The organism is Pseudomonas sp. MAG733B, from assembly GCF_036884845.1.
In the GTDB taxonomy this organism is placed as follows: Bacteria; Pseudomonadota; Gammaproteobacteria; order Pseudomonadales; family Pseudomonadaceae; genus Aquipseudomonas.
The window spans coordinates 5802169-5822001 of the sequence record NZ_CP145732.1 but is presented as its reverse complement, the minus strand read 5'-3'; the positions used below and the strand labels follow the sequence as shown (position 1 = coordinate 5822001).

Annotated in this window: 21 protein-coding genes; 14 read left to right on the top strand and 7 right to left on the bottom strand. The window is 59.1% G+C overall.

The window, feature by feature from the left end:
• Positions 1-30 precede the first annotated feature (30 nt).
• The 4 genes from zwf to V6Z53_RS26635 all read left to right on the top strand — a co-directional run bounded on the left by zwf (position 31) and on the right by V6Z53_RS26635 (position 3779).
• On the top strand, positions 31-1500 hold the full coding sequence (gene zwf / locus V6Z53_RS26650; protein ID WP_338582585.1) for a glucose-6-phosphate dehydrogenase: 1470 nt from the start codon (positions 31-33) through the stop codon (positions 1498-1500).
• A complete protein-coding gene (pgl, locus tag V6Z53_RS26645) occupies positions 1487-2200 on the top strand; it encodes a 6-phosphogluconolactonase (protein ID WP_338582584.1) in 714 nt (237 codons plus the stop codon). Before zwf ends, pgl begins: the two co-directional genes overlap by 14 nt.
• A gap of 17 nt (positions 2201-2217) precedes the next feature.
• The gene (locus V6Z53_RS26640) at positions 2218-2883 is read left to right on the top strand and encodes a bifunctional 4-hydroxy-2-oxoglutarate aldolase/2-dehydro-3-deoxy-phosphogluconate aldolase (protein ID WP_338582583.1); all 666 of its coding nucleotides are present in this window, start codon (positions 2218-2220) and stop codon (positions 2881-2883) included.
• Between the two features lie 179 nt (positions 2884-3062).
• Positions 3063-3779 (top strand): intradiol ring-cleavage dioxygenase, encoded by a 717-nt coding sequence (locus V6Z53_RS26635; protein WP_338582582.1) that lies wholly within the window; start codon positions 3063-3065, stop codon positions 3777-3779.
• A gap of 2 nt (positions 3780-3781) precedes the next feature.
• Here V6Z53_RS26635 and V6Z53_RS26630 read toward each other — a convergent pair whose 3' ends face one another.
• On the bottom strand, positions 3782-4963 hold the full coding sequence (locus V6Z53_RS26630) for an aminotransferase class V-fold PLP-dependent enzyme (RefSeq protein WP_338582581.1): 1182 nt from the start codon (positions 4961-4963) through the stop codon (positions 3782-3784).
• Positions 4964-4994: 31 nt separating this feature from the next.
• Positions 4995-5231: a DUF3820 family protein gene (locus V6Z53_RS26625; RefSeq protein WP_338582580.1), complete on the bottom strand. Its 237-nt coding sequence runs from the start codon at positions 5229-5231 to the stop codon at positions 4995-4997.
• Between the two features lie 203 nt (positions 5232-5434).
• Here V6Z53_RS26625 and V6Z53_RS26620 point away from each other — a divergent pair, with 203 nt between their 5' ends.
• Entirely contained in the window at positions 5435-5902 is a 468-nt protein-coding gene (locus V6Z53_RS26620) for a PA2169 family four-helix-bundle protein (RefSeq protein ID WP_338582579.1), read from the top strand.
• Between the two features lie 125 nt (positions 5903-6027).
• Here V6Z53_RS26620 and V6Z53_RS26615 read toward each other — a convergent pair whose 3' ends face one another.
• Complete coding sequence (locus V6Z53_RS26615; RefSeq protein WP_338582578.1) at positions 6028-6498, bottom strand: MaoC family dehydratase; 471 nt, start codon at positions 6496-6498, stop codon at positions 6028-6030.
• A gap of 41 nt (positions 6499-6539) precedes the next feature.
• Positions 6540-7484 carry an alpha/beta hydrolase gene (locus V6Z53_RS26610; RefSeq protein WP_338582577.1) on the bottom strand — a complete coding sequence of 315 codons (945 nt, stop codon included), beginning with the start codon at positions 7482-7484 and terminating at the stop codon, positions 6540-6542.
• A gap of 225 nt (positions 7485-7709) precedes the next feature.
• Between V6Z53_RS26610 and fadD2 the strand changes: the two genes are divergently transcribed.
• Together fadD2 and fadD1 are read left to right on the top strand one after the other, a co-directional pair.
• Positions 7710-9398, top strand: a complete 1689-nt coding sequence (gene fadD2, locus V6Z53_RS26605; protein ID WP_338582576.1) for a long-chain-fatty-acid--CoA ligase FadD2 — start codon at positions 7710-7712, stop codon at positions 9396-9398.
• Between the two features lie 378 nt (positions 9399-9776).
• Positions 9777-11477, top strand: a complete 1701-nt coding sequence (gene fadD1 / locus V6Z53_RS26600) for a long-chain-fatty-acid--CoA ligase FadD1 (protein ID WP_338582575.1) — start codon at positions 9777-9779, stop codon at positions 11475-11477.
• 164 nt (positions 11478-11641) lie between these two features.
• Here the strand turns inward: fadD1 and V6Z53_RS26595 are convergent, their stop codons facing one another.
• Entirely contained in the window at positions 11642-12019 is a 378-nt protein-coding gene (locus V6Z53_RS26595) for a hypothetical protein (protein ID WP_338582574.1), read from the bottom strand.
• 203 nt (positions 12020-12222) lie between these two features.
• On the opposite strand from V6Z53_RS26595, the gene V6Z53_RS26590 reads away from it, so the two are divergent.
• The 3 genes from V6Z53_RS26590 to def all read left to right on the top strand — a co-directional run bounded on the left by V6Z53_RS26590 (position 12223) and on the right by def (position 14093).
• The gene (locus V6Z53_RS26590) at positions 12223-12414 is read left to right on the top strand and encodes a CsbD family protein (RefSeq protein WP_046816634.1); all 192 of its coding nucleotides are present in this window, start codon (positions 12223-12225) and stop codon (positions 12412-12414) included.
• A 177-nt stretch (positions 12415-12591) separates the two neighbouring features.
• Positions 12592-13551: a YihY/virulence factor BrkB family protein gene (locus tag V6Z53_RS26585; RefSeq protein WP_338582573.1), complete on the top strand. Its 960-nt coding sequence runs from the start codon at positions 12592-12594 to the stop codon at positions 13549-13551.
• Positions 13552-13553: 2 nt separating this feature from the next.
• Complete coding sequence (gene def, locus V6Z53_RS26580; protein ID WP_338582572.1) at positions 13554-14093, top strand: peptide deformylase; 540 nt, start codon at positions 13554-13556, stop codon at positions 14091-14093.
• Between the two features lie 17 nt (positions 14094-14110).
• Here the strand turns inward: def and V6Z53_RS26575 are convergent, their stop codons facing one another.
• Positions 14111-14929 (bottom strand): methyltransferase, encoded by an 819-nt coding sequence (locus V6Z53_RS26575; protein ID WP_338582571.1) that lies wholly within the window; start codon positions 14927-14929, stop codon positions 14111-14113.
• Between the two features lie 63 nt (positions 14930-14992).
• Positions 14993-15430, bottom strand: a complete 438-nt coding sequence (locus V6Z53_RS26570; protein WP_338582570.1) for a GNAT family N-acetyltransferase — start codon at positions 15428-15430, stop codon at positions 14993-14995.
• Between the two features lie 327 nt (positions 15431-15757).
• Between V6Z53_RS26570 and V6Z53_RS26565 the strand changes: the two genes are divergently transcribed.
• The 4 genes from V6Z53_RS26565 (at position 15758) to V6Z53_RS26550 (ending at position 19299) form a co-directional block, all read left to right on the top strand.
• The gene (locus tag V6Z53_RS26565; protein WP_338582569.1) at positions 15758-16699 is read left to right on the top strand and encodes a fatty acid desaturase; all 942 of its coding nucleotides are present in this window, start codon (positions 15758-15760) and stop codon (positions 16697-16699) included.
• A 139-nt stretch (positions 16700-16838) separates the two neighbouring features.
• The gene (locus tag V6Z53_RS26560; RefSeq protein ID WP_338582568.1) at positions 16839-17630 is read left to right on the top strand and encodes a PhnD/SsuA/transferrin family substrate-binding protein; all 792 of its coding nucleotides are present in this window, start codon (positions 16839-16841) and stop codon (positions 17628-17630) included.
• A gap of 116 nt (positions 17631-17746) precedes the next feature.
• Positions 17747-18289, top strand: coding sequence for a sigma-70 family RNA polymerase sigma factor (locus V6Z53_RS26555; RefSeq protein ID WP_338582567.1), 543 nt, complete (start codon positions 17747-17749; stop codon positions 18287-18289).
• Positions 18286-19299, top strand: a complete 1014-nt coding sequence (locus V6Z53_RS26550; RefSeq protein ID WP_338582566.1) for an ABC transporter substrate-binding protein — start codon at positions 18286-18288, stop codon at positions 19297-19299. The genes V6Z53_RS26555 and V6Z53_RS26550 overlap by 4 nt, the downstream gene beginning before the upstream one ends.
• Positions 19300-19833: the final 534 nt, after the last annotated feature.

Sequence of the window (19833 nt, the reverse complement as noted above, 5' to 3'; positions counted from 1 at the left end):
GTAGCTTAACTTGATAAAAGAACAAACATCATGCTCTCGATTACGGTTGAACCGTGCACCTTTGCCTTGTTCGGCGCCCTCGGCGATCTGGCCCTGCGAAAGTTGTTTCCTGCCCTTTATCAACTCGACGGCGCCGGCCTCTTGCACGAGGACACGCGGATCATCGCGCTAGCCCGTGAGCCTGGCAGCGAGCAGGAGCACCTGACGTTCATCGCCTCCGAGCTGCGCCGCTACGTCGGTGCCAAAGAGCTGGACGAAGCCGTTGTCGAACGTTTTCTCTCACGCCTGACTTATCTGCACGTCGATTTCCTCAAGTCCGAAGACTACGTCGCCCTGGCCGAGATGGCCGGCAGCTCGCAGCGGGTCATTGCCTACTTTGCGACCCCGGCCGCTGTTTACGGTGCGATCTGCGAAAACCTGGCGAAGGTCGGCCTGGCGGAAAATACCCGCGTGGTGCTGGAAAAACCCATCGGTTCGGACCTGGAATCCTCGCGCAAGGTCAACGACGCCGTGGCGCAGTTCTTCCCGGAAAACCGCACCTACCGCATCGACCACTATCTGGGCAAAGAAACCGTCCAGAACCTGATCGCCCTGCGTTTCGCCAACAGCCTGTTCGAAACCCAGTGGAACCAGAATTACATCTCCCACGTGGAAATCACCGTGGCCGAGAAGGTCGGCATCGAGGGCCGCTGGGGCTACTTCGACAAGGCCGGTCAGCTGCGGGACATGATCCAGAATCACCTGCTGCAACTGCTCTGCCTGATCGCCATGGACCCGCCGGCCGACCTGTCCGCCGACAGCATCCGCGACGAGAAGGTCAAAGTGCTCAAGGCCTTGGCGCCGATCAGCCCGGAAGGCCTGACCACACAAGTGGTACGCGGCCAGTACATCGCCGGTTACAGCGAAGGCAAAGCGGTGCCGGGCTATCTGGAAGAACCCAATTCCAACACCCAGAGCGATACCGAAACCTTCGTTGCCCTGCGTGCCGACATCCGCAACTGGCGCTGGGCCGGCGTGCCGTTCTACCTGCGCACCGGCAAGCGCATGCCGCAAAAACTGTCGCAGATCGTCATCCACTTCAAGGAACCGTCGCACTACATTTTCGCCCCTGAGCAGCGCCTGCAAATCAGCAACAAGCTGATTATCCGCCTGCAACCGGACGAAGGCATTTCCTTGCGCGTGATGACCAAAGATCAAGGCCTGGACAAAGGCATGCAGCTGCGCAGCGGTCCGTTGCAGCTGAATTTTTCCGACACCTGGAGCAGCGCACGGATTCCCGATGCCTACGAGCGGTTGTTGCTGGAAGTGATGCGTGGCAATCAGAACCTGTTTGTCCGTAAAGATGAAATCGAAGCCGCGTGGAATTGGTGTGACCAGTTGATCGCCGGGTGGAAAAAATCCGGTGATGCGCCCAAGCCGTACGCGGCCGGGTCCTGGGGGCCGATGAGCTCCATTGCTCTGATCACGCGGGATGGGAGGTCGTGGTATGGCGATATCTGATTTGAAACTGCCTCAGGGTGTCAGCACCCATGAGTTCAAGAGCCCGACGCTGCTGGCCGAAGGCCTGGCGCTGAAGGTGGCCAAACAATTGAGCGATGCGATCGACGCCCAGGGCACTGCGACCCTGGTGGTGTCCGGTGGCCGCAGCCCGGTGGCTTTTTTCCAGCACCTGGCCAAGCAGGCGCTGGACTGGTCGAACGTGGTCGTCAGCCTGGCTGACGAACGCTGGGTGCCGGTTGAGCACGCCGACAGCAACGCCGGACTGATCAAGCGCTACCTGTTGCAAGGCCCGGCGGCCAAGGCTCAATTCCTGAGCCTGTACAGCGCCAGCGCCAACCTCGAACAGGCTGCCGATCACGCCGACCGTTTGCTCTCCGAGTTGCCGGTGATCGATGTGTTGGTGTTGGGCATGGGCGATGACGGTCACACCGCGTCGCTGTTCCCCAACAGCCCGAACCTTGCCGAAGCCTTGCAGGCTGATGGTATTCGTCGTTGCTACCCGATGCTGGCGCCGACCGTGCCGCATCAGCGCCTGACCATGACCCGGGCGCTGCTGGCCTCGGCCAAGCACAAGATTCTGTCGATTTCCGGTCAGTCGAAGCTGACCACCCTGAATACCGCACTGGCCGGTGACGATGTCGCCGCAATGCCGATTCGCGCTTTTCTGCAACCCACGTTAGAGATTTACTGGTGCCCATGAGCCAAGGAACAGCCGCTATGAAAAACCCATCCCCGACCGTTTCCATGGCGGATAAAGTTGCCCTGATCGACAGCCTCTGCGCCAAGGCGCGGATCCTGCCGGTGATCACCATTGCCCGCGAACAGGACGTCCTGCCGCTGGCCGATGCCCTCGCGGCCGGTGGCCTGACCGCCCTGGAAGTGACCCTGCGTTCGCAGTTCGGCCTCAAGGCCATCCAGATCCTGCGCGAGCAGCGTCCGGAACTGATGACCGGTGCCGGCACCGTGCTCGATCGCAATATGCTGGCCGCGGCCGAAGCGGCGGGCTCGCAGTTCATCGTCACGCCAGGCATCACCCGCGATCTGCTGGAAGCCAGCGTCGCCAGCCCGATTCCGCTGTTGCCGGGCATCAGCAATGCCTCGGGCATCATGGAAGGCTACGGCTTGGGCTATCGCCGCTTCAAGCTGTTCCCGGCGGAAGTCAGCGGCGGCGTCGCAGCCATCAAGGCCCTGGGCGGCCCGTTCGGCGAAGTGAAATTCTGCCCGACCGGCGGCGTCGGTCCGGCCAACATCAAGAGCTACATGGCGCTGAAAAACGTCATGTGCGTGGGCGGTAGCTGGATGCTTGATCCGGAGTGGATCAAGAACGGCGACTGGGCCCGCATTCAGGAATGCACCGCCGAGGCATTGGCGCTGCTGGACTGATCGCTTCACCCGACACTTCGTTGTGTGTTCTACGGCTTTACGGTGCGCTTGGTCGGTGCACCGTTTTTTTTTGCCCCAAAAAACGATGCCTCCACAAGGACATCCTGCGATACATAGTTACCGCACCCCCTGAATCGACCAGTGCTAGCCTGCGTTCATCTTATGGAAGAGAGAACGTCATGGACGCCTACACCTCAGCATCACCCGTTTACCTGCTTTCCCCGGAGCAGATCGCCGGGCCGTACTTCCGCAATCCGAAACTGATCCGCCGCAACATCAGCGAAGGCGCCGACGGCATTCCGTTGGTGCTGCGCTTGAAAATCGTCGATGCCATGACCGCTCAACCGGTCACTGACGCGCTGGTGGATATCTGGCACTGCAATGCGCGTGGGTTCTATTCGGGCTGGAGCAAAATCAATCCGGACCTTGAAGCCGACGTCGGCGATATCGGCGCGATCCCGCGAACCGACGACGACACGTACTTGCGTGGCGGGCAGTTCACCGACAAGTCGGGCAACGTACGCTTTACCAGCATCTTTCCGGGTTTCTATGCCGGGCGCGCCCTGCATATTCATGTCGCCGTGCGAATCACCTCGGGCAACAACTATCTCGAAGAACGGCACGTGGCCTGGGTGGGGCAACTGTACTTTCCCGAAGTGGCCTCGCGCTCGGTGCTCGGCAGCCGCCAATACAGCGGCCGGGCCGCGACAGCATTGACCAACGATCAGGATTACTTTTACACCACCATGGGCGGGGAAGACTCGACCCTGAAGATTCACACGCTGGGCCGCGATTCCAATGAGGACGGATTTTTCGGGCAGATGACCATCGGTATCGACACCTTTGCGGTGTCGACGCAAATCAGGCCCGAGGACTTCGACAAATACACCGTGTGACGTCAGCGCAGTTCGATCAGCGCCGTGGTCAAGCGCTTCATGTCGTCAGCGGTGGTGGTCAGCCCCGGTGTAATCCGGATGCACGGACCACACGCCGCGCCGCTGCGTACCACGGTGAACAGGTTGTATTCGTTGAGCAGTCGCTCGACCATCACTTGTTGATCGGCATGTGCAGTAAAACGCATCGCCGTGATGCCGCAATACAGCCGTGGATCGTCCGGGGTCAGGACTTCGATGCCCGGCACTTCGCGCACTGCTCCGACCCACAGGTTACGCAGGTAGTTGAGACGCGTGCCTTTGGCGGGCGAACCACCCATGGCCCAATGCTCTTCGAGCACCAACGGCAGGGTCAGCAACGCCGGGATGTTCGGTGTGCTGTATGGCGTGCGGGCGCGAATGTCGGTGATCGGGAAATGCATTTCGCCCATGTCCGGGTCGATGTCCGCAAGGCGCTCGGGGGCGATGTAGAGAAAGCCAAGGGTCAGCGGCGCACCGATCCACTTGTGCAGGTTGTAGGCGGCGAAAGAGATGCCCAGTTCATCAAGGTCGAATTCGAACTGGCCCAGCGCGTGGGCGCCGTCGAGGATCACATCGATGCCATGTTCCTTGGCAGCGGCGGCAATCGCTTGCACCGGCATCACCAGACCGGTGCGGTGGGTGACGTGGGTCAGTGTCATCAACTTGAGTCGCGGATATCGGGCGAAGGTCTCGCGGTAGGTGCTCAGCAAACTGTCGAAACTGGCGGGGTGCGTATGATCGATCTCGATCACTTCGACACCGCGATGACGTGCCAGCCAGCGCATGGCGCTCTTTACCGTGTCGTATTCCAGATCACAGATCAGCACCTGGTCGCCCGGTTGCAGCCGATTGTAATTGCGGATCAACGATTGCAAACCGTCGGAGGCGTTGCGGGTGAGGGCGATGCTCTCGCCGGGCATGCCAATGAGCTTGGCCACCTGCGCCTGGATCTTCACGCTCTCGCCCTGTTCGAAACGCTGGCGCACATGAACCGAATTACCGCGATTGATCAGTTCGATGTTGCGCTGATATTCCTCGACCACCGTGCGCGACATGCGCCCGAAGTAACCGTTTTCCAGATTGATCGGGCCCGGTTGCAAATCGTAGCGATCGGCAAAGGTCCGCCAAAAGGCTTCATCTCGGGCGCGGCGGGTATTGTCGGGCATGGGCTACTCAATCGGAGGCGGGATTAATGAATCAGTGGAGAGGCGCGGGTTTGCCATGTTTGGCACGTAGCGGTTCGAGCAGTTCCGACAAACCGTTGTGGTCGATTTCCTGCATCAGGGCCAGCAAGCCGCCCAATTCGCCATGGGGGAAACCTTCGCGGGCGAACCAGTTCAGGTAGGGGCCCGGCAAGTCCGCGATGATGCGGCCCTTGTATTTGCCAAAGGGCATTTCGCGGGTTATCAGCAGTTCGAGCTTTTCAGGGTTCATCACGCAGTCGTCTTGATTCGGTCAGTCTGGAAAATACAGGCATTCTGCATGCAGGCCAATTGACAGATCATGCAAAAAAAACGGATACAGATTTTCTGTATAAAGTTAACTATTTGAAAAATATCAGGAAATTAATCGTTTCCAAGCTGGCATGCGCTCTGCAATGAGTAAGTCATCTTTCATCAACCGCAAGGAATTGAAAAATGACCGACATGAATAAAGAAGCGATCTCTGTACTCAACGACCTGATTGAAACCAGCAAAGACGGTCAGGAAGGGTTCAAGACTTGCGCTGAAGACATCAAGCACCCTGAACTCAAAACCCTGTTCGTGCAACGTTCCGCTGACTGTGCAGCCGCTGCGTCGGAATTGCAGAGTGCCGTGCGTTCGATGGGTGGCGATCCAGAAACTTCAACCAGTGTCAGCGGCGACCTGCACCGTCGCTGGGTCGACGTGAAGTCGATGTTCACCGGCAAGGACGAAGAGGCGGTACTCAATGAAGCCGAGCGTGGTGAAGACCATGCACTGAAGGCTTATCGGGACGCCATGGAGAAAATCAACAAGCACAACCTGGTGGGCATTCGTGACATCGTTGAGCGCCAGTACCATGGCGTGCAACGCAATCATGATCAGGTGAAAGCGCTGCGTAACCAGGCTCGCGCACGTTCGTAAGCCAGGCCGGTAAAAACTGTGGGAGCGAGCTTGCTCGCGATAGCGCCAGATCAGTCAACATCGATGTTGAATGTCAGGTCCTTATCGCGAGCAGGCTCGCTCCCACATTATTTTTGGCTGATCGTTTAACCGATGCTGATTTCCGGCAACTCGGTCAGCGTCACAGACTGCTGCTTACGCGGCGCCAAAATTTCCGCCTCACCATCCACCACCAATTCTTCGCGCTGGTTGAATACGCGAGTGGCAATGCGCACGCGGAATTTCGGCAGTTTCTCGAGGATTTCCAGACGCACTGTCAGGGTGTCACCAATCTTCACCGGCTTCTGAAAACTCATTTGCTGACCGATGTAGATGGTGCCCGGCCCAGGCAACTCGCAGGCGACTGCGGCGCTGATCAGCGCACCGCTGAACATGCCGTGGGCAATGCGTTCCTTGAACATGGTGCTGGCGGCGTATTCGGCATCCAGGTGCACCGGGTTGTGGTCGCCCGACATCGCGGCGAACAACTGAATGTCGCGCTCTTCGACAGTCTTGCTAAAGCTGGCGGTCTGGCCGACTTCGAGGGCTTCGTAAGGGGTGTTGGTAACCTGGGTCATCTGTCTCAATTCCTGTGACGAATAAAAAAATTCACAAAAAACTATTCGGTTCGGTGTGGCCGGGGATTGCTCAGCGTCTGGTTGATCCAGGCCAGCACATCGGCGGTCACTTCATCGCGGTTGGTTTCGTTGAACAGTTCATGCCGCGCCTGCGGGTAAATGGTCAGTTGCAGGCTCTGGCTGCCGGCCTCGCGCAAGGCGTCGGCCAGATCTTTCAGACGTTTGCCTTCGCTCACCGGATCACATTCGCCGCCAATCACCAGCAACGGCAGGCCGGGATCGATCTGAGCGAGATTGGACGCTTTGCTGATTTGCTGCAACCCACCGAGCAAATCGATCCACATTTGATTGGTGCAGCGATAGCCGCAGAGCGGGTCGTTTGCGTACAGATCGACCTCCGCCGGGTCGCGGCTGAGCCAGTCGAAACGGGTGCGCGCCGGTTTGAACTGTTTGTTGAATGAGCCGAACGACAGCCATTCGATCAGCGCACTGCGTCCCTTGGGGCCCTGGCGCAGGCGTTCGAGCCGTGCAATCTGACGTGCCGCGCGATAAAGCGCCACAGGCTGGAAGTTCGAACCGCTGAGAACGGCACCGTGCAGGCTGGCGCTGTGATGCAGCAGATAGGCCTGGGCGATGTAGCTGCCCATGCTGTGGCCGAGCAGCACGATCGGCACGCCGGGGTGCTGCTGGCCGATGTGCTGGTTGAGGCACGCGAGGTCGCCCACCACTTTGGCCCAACCGTCGCTGTCGGCGAAATGGCCCAGCGTCCCGTTTTCGGCAGTTTTGCCATGTCCGCGCTGATCCGGCGCATAAACACCGTAGCCCTGATCGCAGAGTTTTTCTGCCAGACGCGCGTAGCGGCCGCTGTGTTCTGCCATGCCGTGAGCGAGCAGGATCACGGCCTTGAGGTCGCCGGCTGGCAGCCACTGGTTGACGAAGAGACGGCTGCGGTCACTGGTGGTCAGCCAGAACGTGTCGTGGATCATGGCGATTCCTTTCCATGCAGGTGGCGCGAGTTGGTTGCATTGTATAGCTCATTCCGAGGCTGGCATCAGCCCACGCCACGGCAGGAAGATTCACACGGTCAATGACGCCGTTACCCATATTTGCCTGATTCGCCATAGCTGCTAGTGTCCGTGAAGCTCCGCTCTCTGTTTTTGAAATGACAGACCAGCGGCCCCGGATAGGTTCAGGTAAAGAGGACAAGAACAATGCAACCTGATTTCTGGAATGACAAACGCCCGGCCGGCGTTCCGCTGGACATCGATGTCGCGGAATACAAGTCGGTCATCGAGGTGTTCGAGCGTTCCTGCAAGAAATTTGCTGACCGCCCGGCGTTCAGCAACATGGGCGTCACCCTGACCTACGCCGAACTGGAACGCTACAGCGCAGCGTTCGCCGGTTACCTGCAAGCCCACACCGACCTGGTGCCGGGGGATCGCATCGCGGTGCAGATGCCCAACGTCCTGCAATACCCGATCGCCGTGTTCGGCGCTTTGCGCGCCGGGCTGATCGTGGTCAACACCAATCCGTTGTACACCGCGCGGGAGATGCGTCACCAGTTCAAGGATTCCGGCGCCCGGGCGCTGGTATACCTGAACATGTTCGGGCAGAAAGTCCAGGAAGTGCTGCCCGATACCGACATCCAGTACTTGATCGAAGCGAAGATGGGCGACCTGATGCCCGCCGCCAAAGGCTGGCTGGTCAATACGCTGGTGAGCAAGGTCAAGAAAATGGTCCCGGCCTATTCCTTGCCCCAGGCCATTTCCTTCAAAAGTGCGCTGCGCATGGGCCGAGGCCTGGGGATCAAGCCGCTGAGCGCCGGCCTCAATGACATCGCGGTGCTGCAATACACCGGCGGCACCACCGGCCTGGCCAAGGGCGCGATGCTGACCCACGGCAACCTGGTGGCGAACATGCAGCAGGCGCGCGCTTGCCTGAGTCAGTTTGCGGCCGATGGCCAACCGCTGCTGCGCGAAGGGAAAGAGGTGATGATCGCGCCGCTGCCGCTGTACCACATCTATGCATTCACGGCGAATTGCATGTGCATGATGGTGACCGGCAACCACAACGTGCTGATCACCAATCCGCGCGACATCGGTGGCTTCATCAAGGAACTGAAAAACTGGCGCTTTTCGGCGTTGCTGGGGCTGAACACGCTGTTCGTCGCGCTGATGGACCACCCGGACTTCAAGACCCTGGACTTCTCCAGCCTCAAGCTCACCAACTCCGGCGGCACCGCGCTGGTCAAGGCCACCGCTGAACGCTGGGAGCAATTGACCGGTTGCCGCATCACCGAAGGCTACGGCCTGACCGAAACCTCGCCGGTGGCCTGCACCAACCCGTACGGCGACCAGTCGCGCATCGGCACGGTCGGTCTGCCGGTGCCGGGCACCACGCTGAAAGTGATCAATGATGACGGCGTCGAGCAGCCGTTGGGCGAGCGGGGAGAGCTGTGCATCAAGGGCCCGCAGATCATGAAGGGCTACTGGCAGAAACCCGAGGCGACCAACGAAGTGCTGGATGCCGAGGGCTGGTTCAAGTCTGGTGATATCGCGGTGATCGATCCAGACGGGTTTGTGCGCATCGTCGATCGCAAGAAAGACATGATCATCGTCTCGGGTTTCAACGTGTACCCGAACGAAATCGAAGACGTGGTCATGGCCCACCCGAAAGTCGCCAACTGCGCGGTCATCGGTGTGCCGGACGAGCGTTCGGGCGAGGCGGTTAAGTTGTTCGTGGTGGCCCGTGAGGCCGGAGTAAGCCTTGAAGAGCTGAAGGCTTACTGCAAGGAAAACTTCACGGCGTACAAAGTGCCCAAGCACATCGTGTTGCGTGAGTCGTTGCCGATGACGCCGGTGGGCAAGATTCTGCGGCGGGAGTTGCGGGATATTGCCTGACCGGTGAATGGCCGCGCTTCGCGCGGATCGCGGGCAAGCCTTGCTCCTACAGTTATCGAGTCGTCCACCCTGGTGTGAACGACTCCCCACTGTAGGAGTAAGGCTTGCCCGCGATGCTTTTTGGGGTAAAGTCCCGTTTTCTGCGGGCTACAGGGCTTTATAGGTTTTTTGCTCTAAAATGACTGCTTGTCATTCTTGAGTCACAAATGTGACTGTAGAGGCCGCTTTTGGCTCTAGGCGACCCTTGGCAAAGCTGCTACTCTCGGCGCGCTTTGTGACTTCTCGGCCTTCTGTCAGCCAGATTCACCAATGACCAAACACCAATAATAATCGCATCAAATGCGGTGCTGAATTCGCGTTGCTGAGGAGTGGGCTTCCATGAACGAAGACTTTTGGAAGGATAAGTACCCAGCTGGAATTGCTGCCGACATCAATCCAGACGAGTACCCGAATATTCAGGCAGTGTTGAAGCAATCCTGCCAACGCTTCGCCAACAAACCGGCATTCAGCAACCTGGGCAAGACAATCACCTACGGTGAACTGTACGAATTGTCCGGTGCCTTTGCCGCATATCTGCAACAGCATACCGATTTGCAGCCGGGCGATCGAATCGCCGTGCAATTGCCCAACGTGTTGCAGTACCCGGTTGCCGTCTTCGGTGCCATCCGCGCCGGGCTGATCGTGGTCAACACCAACCCGCTGTACACCGCGCGGGAAATGGAACACCAATTCAACGACTCCGGCGCCAAGGCCCTGGTCTGCCTGGCCAACATGGCGCATCTGGCAGAAACCGTGGTGCCGAAGACCGGCGTCAAGCACGTGATCGTCACCGAAGTCGCCGACCTGCTGCCGCCGCTCAAGCGCCTGCTGATCAACAGCGTCATCAAGTACGTGAAGAAGATGGTGCCGGCGTATCACTTGCCAAAAGCCATCAAGTTCAACGACGTGCTGAGCAAGGGCCATGGCCAGCCAGTGGCTGAAGCCAGCCCGGCCAGCGGCGATGTGGCGGTGCTGCAATACACCGGCGGCACCACCGGTGTGGCCAAGGGCGCGATGCTGACCCACCGCAACCTGGTGGCGAACATGTTGCAGTGCAAGGCGCTGATGGGCTCCAACCTCAATGAAGGTTGCGAAGTGCTGATCACGCCTCTGCCGCTGTACCACATCTATGCCTTCACCTTTCACTGCATGGCGATGATGCTGATCGGCAACCACAACATCCTGATCAGCAACCCGCGCGACCTGCCGGCGATGGTCAAGGAACTGTCGAAGTGGAAGTTCAGCGGCTTCGTCGGCCTCAACACCCTGTTCGTGGCCCTGTGCAACAACGAAGGCTTCCGCAAGCTGGATTTCTCGGCGCTGAAAGTCACCCTGTCCGGCGGCATGGCCCTGCAACTGGCCGCCGCCGAACGCTGGAAAGCGGTCACCGGTTGCGCCATCTGCGAAGGTTACGGCATGACCGAAACCAGCCCGGTAGCCACGGTCAACCCGATCCAGAACATCCAGATCGGCACCATCGGTATTCCGGTGCCATCGACTCTGTGCAAAGTCATCAACGATGCCGGTGTCGAGCAGCCGATGGGCGAAATCGGCGAGCTGTGTGTGAAAGGTCCGCAAGTGATGAAGGGCTACTGGCAGCGTCAGGACGCCACCGACGAAATGCTCGACAGCGAAGGCTGGTTGAAGACGGGTGACATCGCGCTGATCCAGCCCGATGGCTACATGCGCATTGTCGATCGCAAGAAAGACATGATCCTGGTGTCCGGTTTCAACGTGTACCCGAACGAGCTCGAAGACGTGCTGGCGACCCTGCCGGGCGTGCTGCAATGCGCGGCCATCGGCGTGCCGGACGAGAAGTCGGGCGAAGCGATCAAGATTTTCATCGTCGCCAAACCGGGTGTGACCCTGACCAAGGAAACGGTGATGGAGCACATGCGCGCCAACGTCACCGGCTACAAAGTCCCGCGCTCCGTGGAGTTCCGCGATGCATTGCCGACCACCAACGTCGGCAAGATCCTGCGTCGTGAACTGCGCGATGAAGAGTTGAAGAAGATCAACGCGAAGAAAGCCACCGCGTAAAACAAAAAGCCCCGCAGATACGGGGCTTTTTGTTGGATGCCTGATAAGTCATTGGTGCCTGTCAGGTCGTCTTCGCGAGCAAGCCCGCTCCCACATTTAACCGGGTTCCTCCAGAAGGAATGCGATCGAATGTGGGAGCGGGCTTGCTCGCGAAGCTTTTGCTGTTACTGGCGGAACGGCGCGAAGTTGACGTTGGTGCCTGCCGGACGCATGTCCTGCAAGTACGAGTCCTTGTCGGCGCTCAGTTCCAGGCTCAGGGCCGCTTTACGCTTGCCCTGATTGCGAATCACCAGGCCTTCGAGCTTCTCGCGCAGGAACACCGTCGGCACTTTCAGATGCAGCAGTTCGTCGGTGTCCGGGGTGTGCATCAGCAGGTGAATCCACTCGTACTGACCAACGGCCAGACGCGCCACCGGAATATCGAACCACCAGATATTGCGGTTGCGGTTCAGTTCGGTGAAGTGGCAGTTGTTGACGCCAAGCACAGCACCACCAAGTTCCTGGTTTCTGCGGGCAATGGCCTGCTTTTTATCGAGTTTCATAACATTCCTGCGGGGATTGGATCTTCAGCGCCACGGCGCCAATACGAGGCGCATTCTCAAGGGTAGCCGGGCAAACATAAAGCTCAACCTGCATCGAACGATAAAATGTCCTGCTGAAAATAAATGAAACTCCGCGCAAACGCTCCCGGTCAACCTTGTGTAACCACTTTTCCTCACATTGAAATGTACGCAGGAGAATCACCATGGGCAGCACTGGCGATAAAGTAAAAGGCATGGCCAACGAAGCCGCCGGCAACGTCAAGCAAGGCGTCGGCAAGGCCACCGGTAATGACAAAATGCGCGCCGAAGGCGTGGTGCAAGAAAAGAAAGGCGAGGCCCAACAAGCGGTCGGCAAGGCCAAGGATGCCGTCAAAAAAGGTGTCGACAAGGCTTGATCCGGCCTTTGATAAAAGCACGATGCGGCCATCCCCGGATGGCCGTTTTTGTGTCAGCCTGAACTTGAGTGATGAAATTGTTTCAAAGTCGCCAGGTAGGCTACTTTGATGAATGAAAACGGCCCCTGAGTCGCCACGATTTCAATCCCATCCTGTTTGCGGCGAATGGAGACGCGAATGATTTTTCCGGACATGAAAGGTCTGCCAATCCACCGTGTGATGATGCGCACGGTCACCGAGTTCGTCGACGATGAGATGTCGACCTATGCCTCGGCGCTGGCCTATCAGATGCTGTTTTCGCTGTTTCCCTTCATCCTGTTCCTGATCGCCCTGATCGGCTTCCTGCACCTGCCGGACTTCTTCTCGTGGCTGCGCCTGCAATCGGAACTGGTGCTGCCGCCCCAGGCACTGGAACAGGTGAACCCGGTGATCGACCAACTTCAGCAGTCCAAGGGCGGTTTGCTCTCGGTGGGTATCGTGATTGCCCTGTGGACTGCTTCGGCCGGTGTGCGCTTGATGATGAGCGCGATGAACGCCGCTTACGATGTGGTCGAAGGCCGCCCGGCGTGGAAGCGTTTTCCGCTGTCGATCATCTACACCGTCGGCATCGCCGGCATGCTGTTGGTCGCCGCTGCGCTGATGGTGCTCGGGCCGCAGGTCATGAGCTGGATCGCCGCGCAAGTCGGCCTCGAATATTTCATCGTCACCCTCTGGACCATCGCGCGCTGGCCGGTGATCGTGATCTTGCTGATGGTCGCCGTGGCGTTGATCTACTACGTCATGCCCGACGTCAAACAAGAGTTTCGCTTCATCACCCCTGGCTCGGTGCTGGCCGTGGTGGTATGGATCATCGCGTCGCTGGGCTTCGGTTTGTACGTCAAGGAGTTCGCCAACTACAACGCCATGTATGGCAGTATCGGCGCGATCATCGTGTTGCTGTTGTACTTCTACATTTCCGCCGCCGTGTTGCTGCTCGGCGCGGAGATGAATGCGGTGATCGAGCACATGTCGCGAGAGGGCAAAGACCCGGGCGAAAAAGTTGCCGGCGAGCTGGGTCCCGTCCATGAGGAAAAACACCACGTGTCGGGACTGGGCCGTGATCATTCACAACCCAAACCAACCATTGACGAAACCTGACCATGATTCGTGAAATCCTGAAAATGGGCGATGAACGCCTGCTGCGCATCGCCCCGCCAGTGCCGGCCGAAATGTTCGACAGCCCGGAGCTGTGGCAACTGATCGACGACATGTTCCAGACTATGGAAAGCGTCGGCGGTGTCGGCCTGGCCGCGCCGCAGATCGGCGTGGACCTGCAACTGGTGATCTTTGGTTTCGAACACAGCGAACGTTACCCGGACGCCGAAGCGGTGCCGCAGACGATCCTGATCAACCCGTTGATCACACCGCTGAGCCCGACGCTGGAAGAAGGTTTCGAAGGCTGCCTGTCGGTGCCCGGTCTGCGTGGTGCGGTTGAGCGTTATCAACACATTCGCTATGAAGGTTTCGATCCAAAGGGGCAACCGATCGTGCGCATCGCCTCGGGATTCCATGCGCGGGTGGTGCAGCATGAATGCGATCACTTGATCGGCCGGTTATACCCGTCGCGCATCAGCGATTTCAGCAAGTTCGGCTTTACCGAAGTGATGTTCCCGGACCTTGATCCCAACGCCGACGATTGATCTTTTGATTCTGCTTTTTATTTCGCAGGTTTGACGAACCGCAACGTCATCCGGTCCGACTCGCCAATCGCCACATATTTCGCCCGATCCTTCTCGCCCAGTGTCAGCGCTGGCGGCAAGGTCCACACGCCTTCGGGATAATCCTTGGTGTCCTTGGGGTTGGCGTTGATTTCGCTCTGCGCCTCAAGCTTGAAACCCGCATCGGTCGCCATTTTCACCACGTAATCGGTGGTCAGGTAGCCGCTGTGCTTGATGTCCTCCAGTGATGCCCCGTCCTTGGCCCGGTGATCCACCACGCCGAGCACGCCACCCGGTTTGAGCACTTTGAAGAAGGCCTGGAACATCAGCGGCGCGGTGTCCGCCAGCACCCAGTTGTGCACGTTGCGAAAGGTCAGCACGGTGTCCGCCGAGCCCGGTTGGCCGAATGCCGGGGCTTTCGGATCGAACTCAAGCACTTGGGCCTTGGTGTACTGAGCGGGAACCGCAGCGAATTTGCTCTTCAGCTTCTCTTCGTTCTTGCGTGCGTAATCACTGACCGTCGGCGCCTGGACCGCCGCGATGTAATGGCCATTGTCCTTGAGCAACGGTGCCAGCAATTCGCTGTACCAGCCGTTGCCGGGGGTGATTTCAATGACCGTCTGCTTCGGCCCCAAGCCAAAAAACTGCAAGCTCTGTTGCGGGTGACGGTAACCATCACGCGCGACGTTTTCCGGTGCACGCCAACTGCCGGCCAATACCTTGGCGTATTCCTCGGCGGACACGGTTGGTGCGGCGGCATGGCTGAAAACAGGAGCGAGCAAAGCGGTCAGCGTCACAGCCAGAAGAGCAGGTTTCATGGGGGGCGTCCTGAGCGAAGTCGAAGTCGACAGCGAGGCTAGCACGCAGGCCGCATGGGCCGATCACACATTATCGACAGTCGACCTAACCAACGGTTCTAAGCCCATGGCGATCATCGGCTTGCTGCGGGCATAACGACTCAAACGCTCGACCATCGCGTAGGGCATCGGCGGATCAAACGTAAATCCGCGACGCTCATAAAAACCACGCAAGTCCGGATGACAGAACAGCCACACCGGCAATTCGCAATCCTTCACCGCCGCCGTGATCAACGCGGCGGCAATCCCTTGATCGCGACACGACGGATCGACAAACAAACCGGTCAGCCAATGCCCGCCGGAGACCGGACGCAAGCACAACGCGCCGACGATTACATTGCGCCGGGCGACCCACAATTGCGCATCGCGAACCGCTTTCATCGACGATTGATGGGCGCGGTAAAACTTGTTCATCAATGGCCAAAGCGGCTCATCGAGTTGGGTGAATTGCGTGTCGGGCATGGTCTCGGACTGTCGGTGCGCAAAGCGGGCGATTATAAAAGAACGTGTGCTCAAGGATAGGTGTATACCTGATCTCACATCCCCTGTAAGTGGAGTACGCATCATGTCCAAAGGTATGGATTCAAAGAAAGCTGACAAGAAAAAGCCGGCGAAAACCGCCATTGAAAAACGCGCCGACAAGAAAGCCAAGAAGGTGAATGTGTTCGGCCATTGATCCTGAGCTGACCGATCGCTCCCGCGCAATGCGGGAGCGACACCGAAAATAATCTGCAAGAAATCCCGCCGCCGTTGCACAGAAGGGGACTGGTCCCCGATCCGAGCAACGCCATGCCCCATTACTTCGATAGCGCCCACCGAGAAGAAATCGAAACCCTGCGCCAACGCCTGACCGCCCGCACCGAGTGGCCGACCTGGCTGTTGTTGATCGGCGTGTACAGCGCCTGGTTCGCCATCGTGCTGGGCAGCCATCGATTGGGCCTGTGGTTGAGTACGTTGTTGCTGATCCCGGTTGTGGTGCTCTGGCTGTCGGTGCAGCACGAACTGCTGCACGGCCATCCGACCCGCTGGCCGGCGCTGAACAAAATCCTCGGCTACGCGCCGTTTGCCGTGTGGTATCCCTACACCCTGTATCGCGACAGCCATCTGCTGCATCACCGCGACGAAGACCTGACCCTTCCCGGTCTCGATCCGGAAAGTCGCTATGTGAGTGCCGAGCATTGGCAGGGCAGTTCACTGTTCGAACAGGGCCTGCACTGGCTGAACAAAACCGTACTCGGCCGCTTCGCCATCGGTGCGCCGCTGGCCTTGCTGTCATTGGCCGCGGAAGAATTGCAACGCCTGAAAAACGGCGAACGTCAGGCCTGGTTGATGTGGCTCAGCCATGGCGCGCTCACCCTGCTGATGCTGCTGTTCATCGCGCGCTACAGCGCATTGCCGGTGTGGCATTACCTGTTGCTGATCAGTGTGCCGGCGCTGTCGATCGCGATGATTCGCTCCTACTATGAACATCGCCCGCACGCGGCACCGGAGCAGCGCACCGTGCTCAACGAAGCGGGCTGGCCGTGGCGATGGCTGTTCCTCAACCTCAATTTTCACTTGGTGCATCACGACTTGCCGGGCCTGCCTTGGTACGACTTGCCCCACGCTTATCGCGCACGCCGCGAGCAATGGCTGGCGCGCAGCGGCGGGTTTCTGGTGCGCGGGTATGGCCAGTTGTGGCGTAAGCATGGAGTGAGGGCGATCGACAGCCCGCGGCATCCGTTTCACTGATGTCTGGCCACCTCCGGACCCTGTGGGAGCGGGCTTGCCCGCGAAGAGGCCGGCACATCCAACATCAATGTTTTCAGGTAGATCGCTATCGCGGGCAAGCCCGCTCCCACAGAGATCTTCGTTGTATGGGGAATTTTTGATGACACAACACCTCGCCGAATTCCTGATGTACGTCGCCCCCGTGCCCATCCGCCAGGCCAACGAGCGCTGGCTGGCGCGCATCCTCGAACGGCTGGGCACCACGCGCCGCAACGCCGAAGGCCTGTCACTGACCGACCTCTGGCTATCCCCGCACTTACTGCTGACGCAAACCTGTGGCTACCCGCTGATGACTGCCTTGCGCGGTCAGGTCCGGGTACTCGGCCGCCCGCGCTATGAACTGCCGGACAGCAGCGGCGGCAACCATTGCAGCCTGCTGCTGAGTCGCGCCGATGATCAGCGGCGAACCCTGGCGGACTTTCACGGCAGCCGTGGCGTGATCAATGGCGAAGACTCCAACAGCGGCATGAACCTGCTGCGTCATCGCCTGGCGCCGCTGCATCGGGACGGGCAGTTTTTTGCCGAGGTGGGCATCAGCGGTAGCCATCGTGAAAGCCTGCGCTGGTTGCGCGAAGACCTGGCTGACCTGGCGGCCATAGACAGCGTCACTTTCGCTTATCTGGCTCGATACGCCGAAGCGGAAGTGAGCGGCCTGCGCGTCGTCGTCCGCAGTGCCTTCAGCCCGACCCTGCCGTACATCACCGCTGCGGGTGTCAGCATTGAACAGGCGGAAGAGATTCGGCGGGTGATGAACCAGACCTTGGGCGAGCTGCCGGAGGTGGCGCAAATCCTTGGTCTACAGGAAGTGCTTCCGGCCCGCGAAGCCGACTATGAGGTGGTGCTCGACTATCAGCGCGAGGCTGTAGCGCTGGGCTATGGGCGGTTACGCTGAAATGCATTTATGGAATATAAAAATGCATTTTTAATATTATTAATGAATAAGGCTCCTTGCTAGGATCGCGTCACCGGACGACCGGACATTCAGCGACCCCTAACCCTGGAGCCTCTATGTCCGGCACCGACCTTTCCCATCGCAATGATGTGGGCGGATTGTTCCGCGCCCATTACCCCTGGCTTTGTGCGCGATTGCGCGAGTACCTGGGAAGCGGTTGCGAAGATATCGCCGCCGAAGCCTTCGTGCAGTTGCTCGAAGCGCCGCAGCCGGTCGCCATCCGCGCGCCGCGCGCCTTGCTCACCACCATCGCCCGCCGGCTGATTTATCAGCATTGGCGTCGTCGCGATCTGGAGCGTCAGCACCTCGATCAGTTGCTGCAGGTTGATCAACCCTCAACGCCTTCACCCGAAGAACTGGTGCAACTGACCCAGGCACTACAGGGCCTCGACCGCACGCTGGCGCGCCTGCCTGGCAAGGTTCGGGCGACATTTCTGTTGTCGCGGGTCGACGGCCTGACTTACCCGCAAATCGCCGCTGAGCTGGGCATTTCCCAGCGCTCGGTCAGCGTCTACATGACCCGCTCCGAGGCCCTTTGCGCCCGGCACAGCGCCAATCAATCCCTAAACCGCCCCCTGCAAAACAAGAGGTCTGCATGAGATCGATCAAAACCCTGCTCGGCAGTTCGCTGCTGGCCCTGAGCCTGATTGCCAACCAGGCACCGGCAGCGGAAAAAACCGCGCCCATTCACTTCGGCGACATCACTTGGGAAAGCGGCAGCCTGATCACCGAGATCCTTCGGCTGATCGTCGAGAAAGGTTACGGATACCCGACGGACACCCTGCCGGGCAGCACCGTCAGCCTCGAAGCGGCGCTGGCGAAAAACGACATTCAAGTGATCGGCGAAGAGTGGGCCGGACGCAGCCCTGCGTGGGTCAAAGCCGCTGCGGAAGGCAAAGTGTTTGGCTTGGGCGACACGGTCAAGGGTGCCACCGAAGGCTGGTGGGTGCCGGAATACGTGATCAAGGGTGACCCGGAGCGCGGCATCAAACCCTTGGCGCCGGAACTGAAATCCGTCGCGGACCTGGCGAGGTACAAAGACGTGTTCCGCGACCCCGAAGACCCGAGCCGTGGTCGCTTCCTCAACAGCCCGACCGGCTGGACCTCGGAGATCGTCAACAGCCAGAAACTCAAGGCCTATGACCTCACCGAAAGCTTCGTCAATTTCCGCACGGGTTCCGGCGCGGCACTGGATGCCGAAGTCGCGTCGTCGATCCGTCGTGGCAAACCGGTGCTGTTCTACTACTGGTCACCAACGCCGTTGCTGGGCCGTTTCAAACTGGTGAAACTCGACGAACCGCCGTTCGACGCCGAAGCCTGGAAAACCCTGGCCGACGCCAACAACCCGAACCCCAAGGGCACCCGCTCGATGCCGGCCAGCCTGGCGATTGGTGTCTCCGCACCGTTCAAGGCGCAGTACCCGGACCTGGTGGCGTTCTTCGAAAAAGTCGACCTGCCGATCGATCTGCTGAACCAGACCTTGGGGCAGATGAGTGAAAAACGGCAGAAGCCGCGGGAAGTCGCCGAAGCGTTTTTGCGTGAGCAGCCGCAGGTGTGGAAGGGCTGGGTGCCGGGTGAGGTGGCCACGAAGGTGAGTGCGAGTTTGTAATTTCAACGTGACTTGAAGATAGCCATCGCGAGCAGGCTCGCTCCTACAATGGATCCTGAGCGTTCACAGCAATTTGTGGGCGCTTGAGATCCCCTGTAGGAGCGAGCCTGCTCGCGATCGATTCAAAGCCCTTCGCCAATACCGTGGCCATAGCGGCTCCCCTCTAAGCTGAATCGTTTTTGTCCTCGATACTGGCCGACTAGTGGCCTTGCAAGCCCAACGTGTCTGTCTATGCTCACGTGTAACTAACTATGTCGACCGCAATGTCACGGTTAGTCCCAGAGTGCGCAATCCAAGGCACCGACCCACTTGAATGGAGCTGTCCTGAAAGGGAGTTTGCTTATGAGCACGTTAGGGCTGGCCCGACTCCGGGCTATCAAGAGAAGGATGTCTTGATGAGAGTGTCGCAATAGGGACCCCCTCCGATCGAACATCATCAATCACCTGACTGGTCCTTCCTTTTTTGGAGGGGCGCGTGTGCCTGTTCTATTGAACGTAGTGGTGGATTTGAAAGACCTGAAACTTTCATGAATC

What these genes read in the sequence shown, in the direction of transcription:
- zwf (WP_338582585.1), top strand. Translation starts at nt 31, where the DNA reads ATGCTCTCGATTACGGTTGAACCGTGCACCTTTGCCTTGTTCGGCGCC.
- pgl (WP_338582584.1), top strand. Translation starts at nt 1,487, where the DNA reads ATGGCGATATCTGATTTGAAACTGCCTCAGGGTGTCAGCACCCATGAG.
- V6Z53_RS26640 (WP_338582583.1), top strand. Translation starts at nt 2,218, where the DNA reads ATGAAAAACCCATCCCCGACCGTTTCCATGGCGGATAAAGTTGCCCTG.
- V6Z53_RS26635 (WP_338582582.1), top strand. Translation starts at nt 3,063, where the DNA reads ATGGACGCCTACACCTCAGCATCACCCGTTTACCTGCTTTCCCCGGAG.
- V6Z53_RS26630 (WP_338582581.1), bottom strand. Translation starts at nt 4,963, where the DNA reads ATGCCCGACAATACCCGCCGCGCCCGAGATGAAGCCTTTTGGCGGACC.
- V6Z53_RS26625 (WP_338582580.1), bottom strand. Translation starts at nt 5,231, where the DNA reads ATGAACCCTGAAAAGCTCGAACTGCTGATAACCCGCGAAATGCCCTTT.
- V6Z53_RS26620 (WP_338582579.1), top strand. Translation starts at nt 5,435, where the DNA reads ATGACCGACATGAATAAAGAAGCGATCTCTGTACTCAACGACCTGATT.
- V6Z53_RS26615 (WP_338582578.1), bottom strand. Translation starts at nt 6,498, where the DNA reads ATGACCCAGGTTACCAACACCCCTTACGAAGCCCTCGAAGTCGGCCAG.
- V6Z53_RS26610 (WP_338582577.1), bottom strand. Translation starts at nt 7,484, where the DNA reads ATGATCCACGACACGTTCTGGCTGACCACCAGTGACCGCAGCCGTCTC.
- fadD2 (WP_338582576.1), top strand. Translation starts at nt 7,710, where the DNA reads ATGCAACCTGATTTCTGGAATGACAAACGCCCGGCCGGCGTTCCGCTG.
- fadD1 (WP_338582575.1), top strand. Translation starts at nt 9,777, where the DNA reads ATGAACGAAGACTTTTGGAAGGATAAGTACCCAGCTGGAATTGCTGCC.
- V6Z53_RS26595 (WP_338582574.1), bottom strand. Translation starts at nt 12,019, where the DNA reads ATGAAACTCGATAAAAAGCAGGCCATTGCCCGCAGAAACCAGGAACTT.
- V6Z53_RS26590 (WP_046816634.1), top strand. Translation starts at nt 12,223, where the DNA reads ATGGGCAGCACTGGCGATAAAGTAAAAGGCATGGCCAACGAAGCCGCC.
- V6Z53_RS26585 (WP_338582573.1), top strand. Translation starts at nt 12,592, where the DNA reads ATGATTTTTCCGGACATGAAAGGTCTGCCAATCCACCGTGTGATGATG.
- def (WP_338582572.1), top strand. Translation starts at nt 13,554, where the DNA reads ATGATTCGTGAAATCCTGAAAATGGGCGATGAACGCCTGCTGCGCATC.
- V6Z53_RS26575 (WP_338582571.1), bottom strand. Translation starts at nt 14,929, where the DNA reads ATGAAACCTGCTCTTCTGGCTGTGACGCTGACCGCTTTGCTCGCTCCT.
- V6Z53_RS26570 (WP_338582570.1), bottom strand. Translation starts at nt 15,430, where the DNA reads ATGCCCGACACGCAATTCACCCAACTCGATGAGCCGCTTTGGCCATTG.
- V6Z53_RS26565 (WP_338582569.1), top strand. Translation starts at nt 15,758, where the DNA reads ATGCCCCATTACTTCGATAGCGCCCACCGAGAAGAAATCGAAACCCTG.
- V6Z53_RS26560 (WP_338582568.1), top strand. Translation starts at nt 16,839, where the DNA reads ATGACACAACACCTCGCCGAATTCCTGATGTACGTCGCCCCCGTGCCC.
- V6Z53_RS26555 (WP_338582567.1), top strand. Translation starts at nt 17,747, where the DNA reads ATGTCCGGCACCGACCTTTCCCATCGCAATGATGTGGGCGGATTGTTC.
- V6Z53_RS26550 (WP_338582566.1), top strand. Translation starts at nt 18,286, where the DNA reads ATGAGATCGATCAAAACCCTGCTCGGCAGTTCGCTGCTGGCCCTGAGC.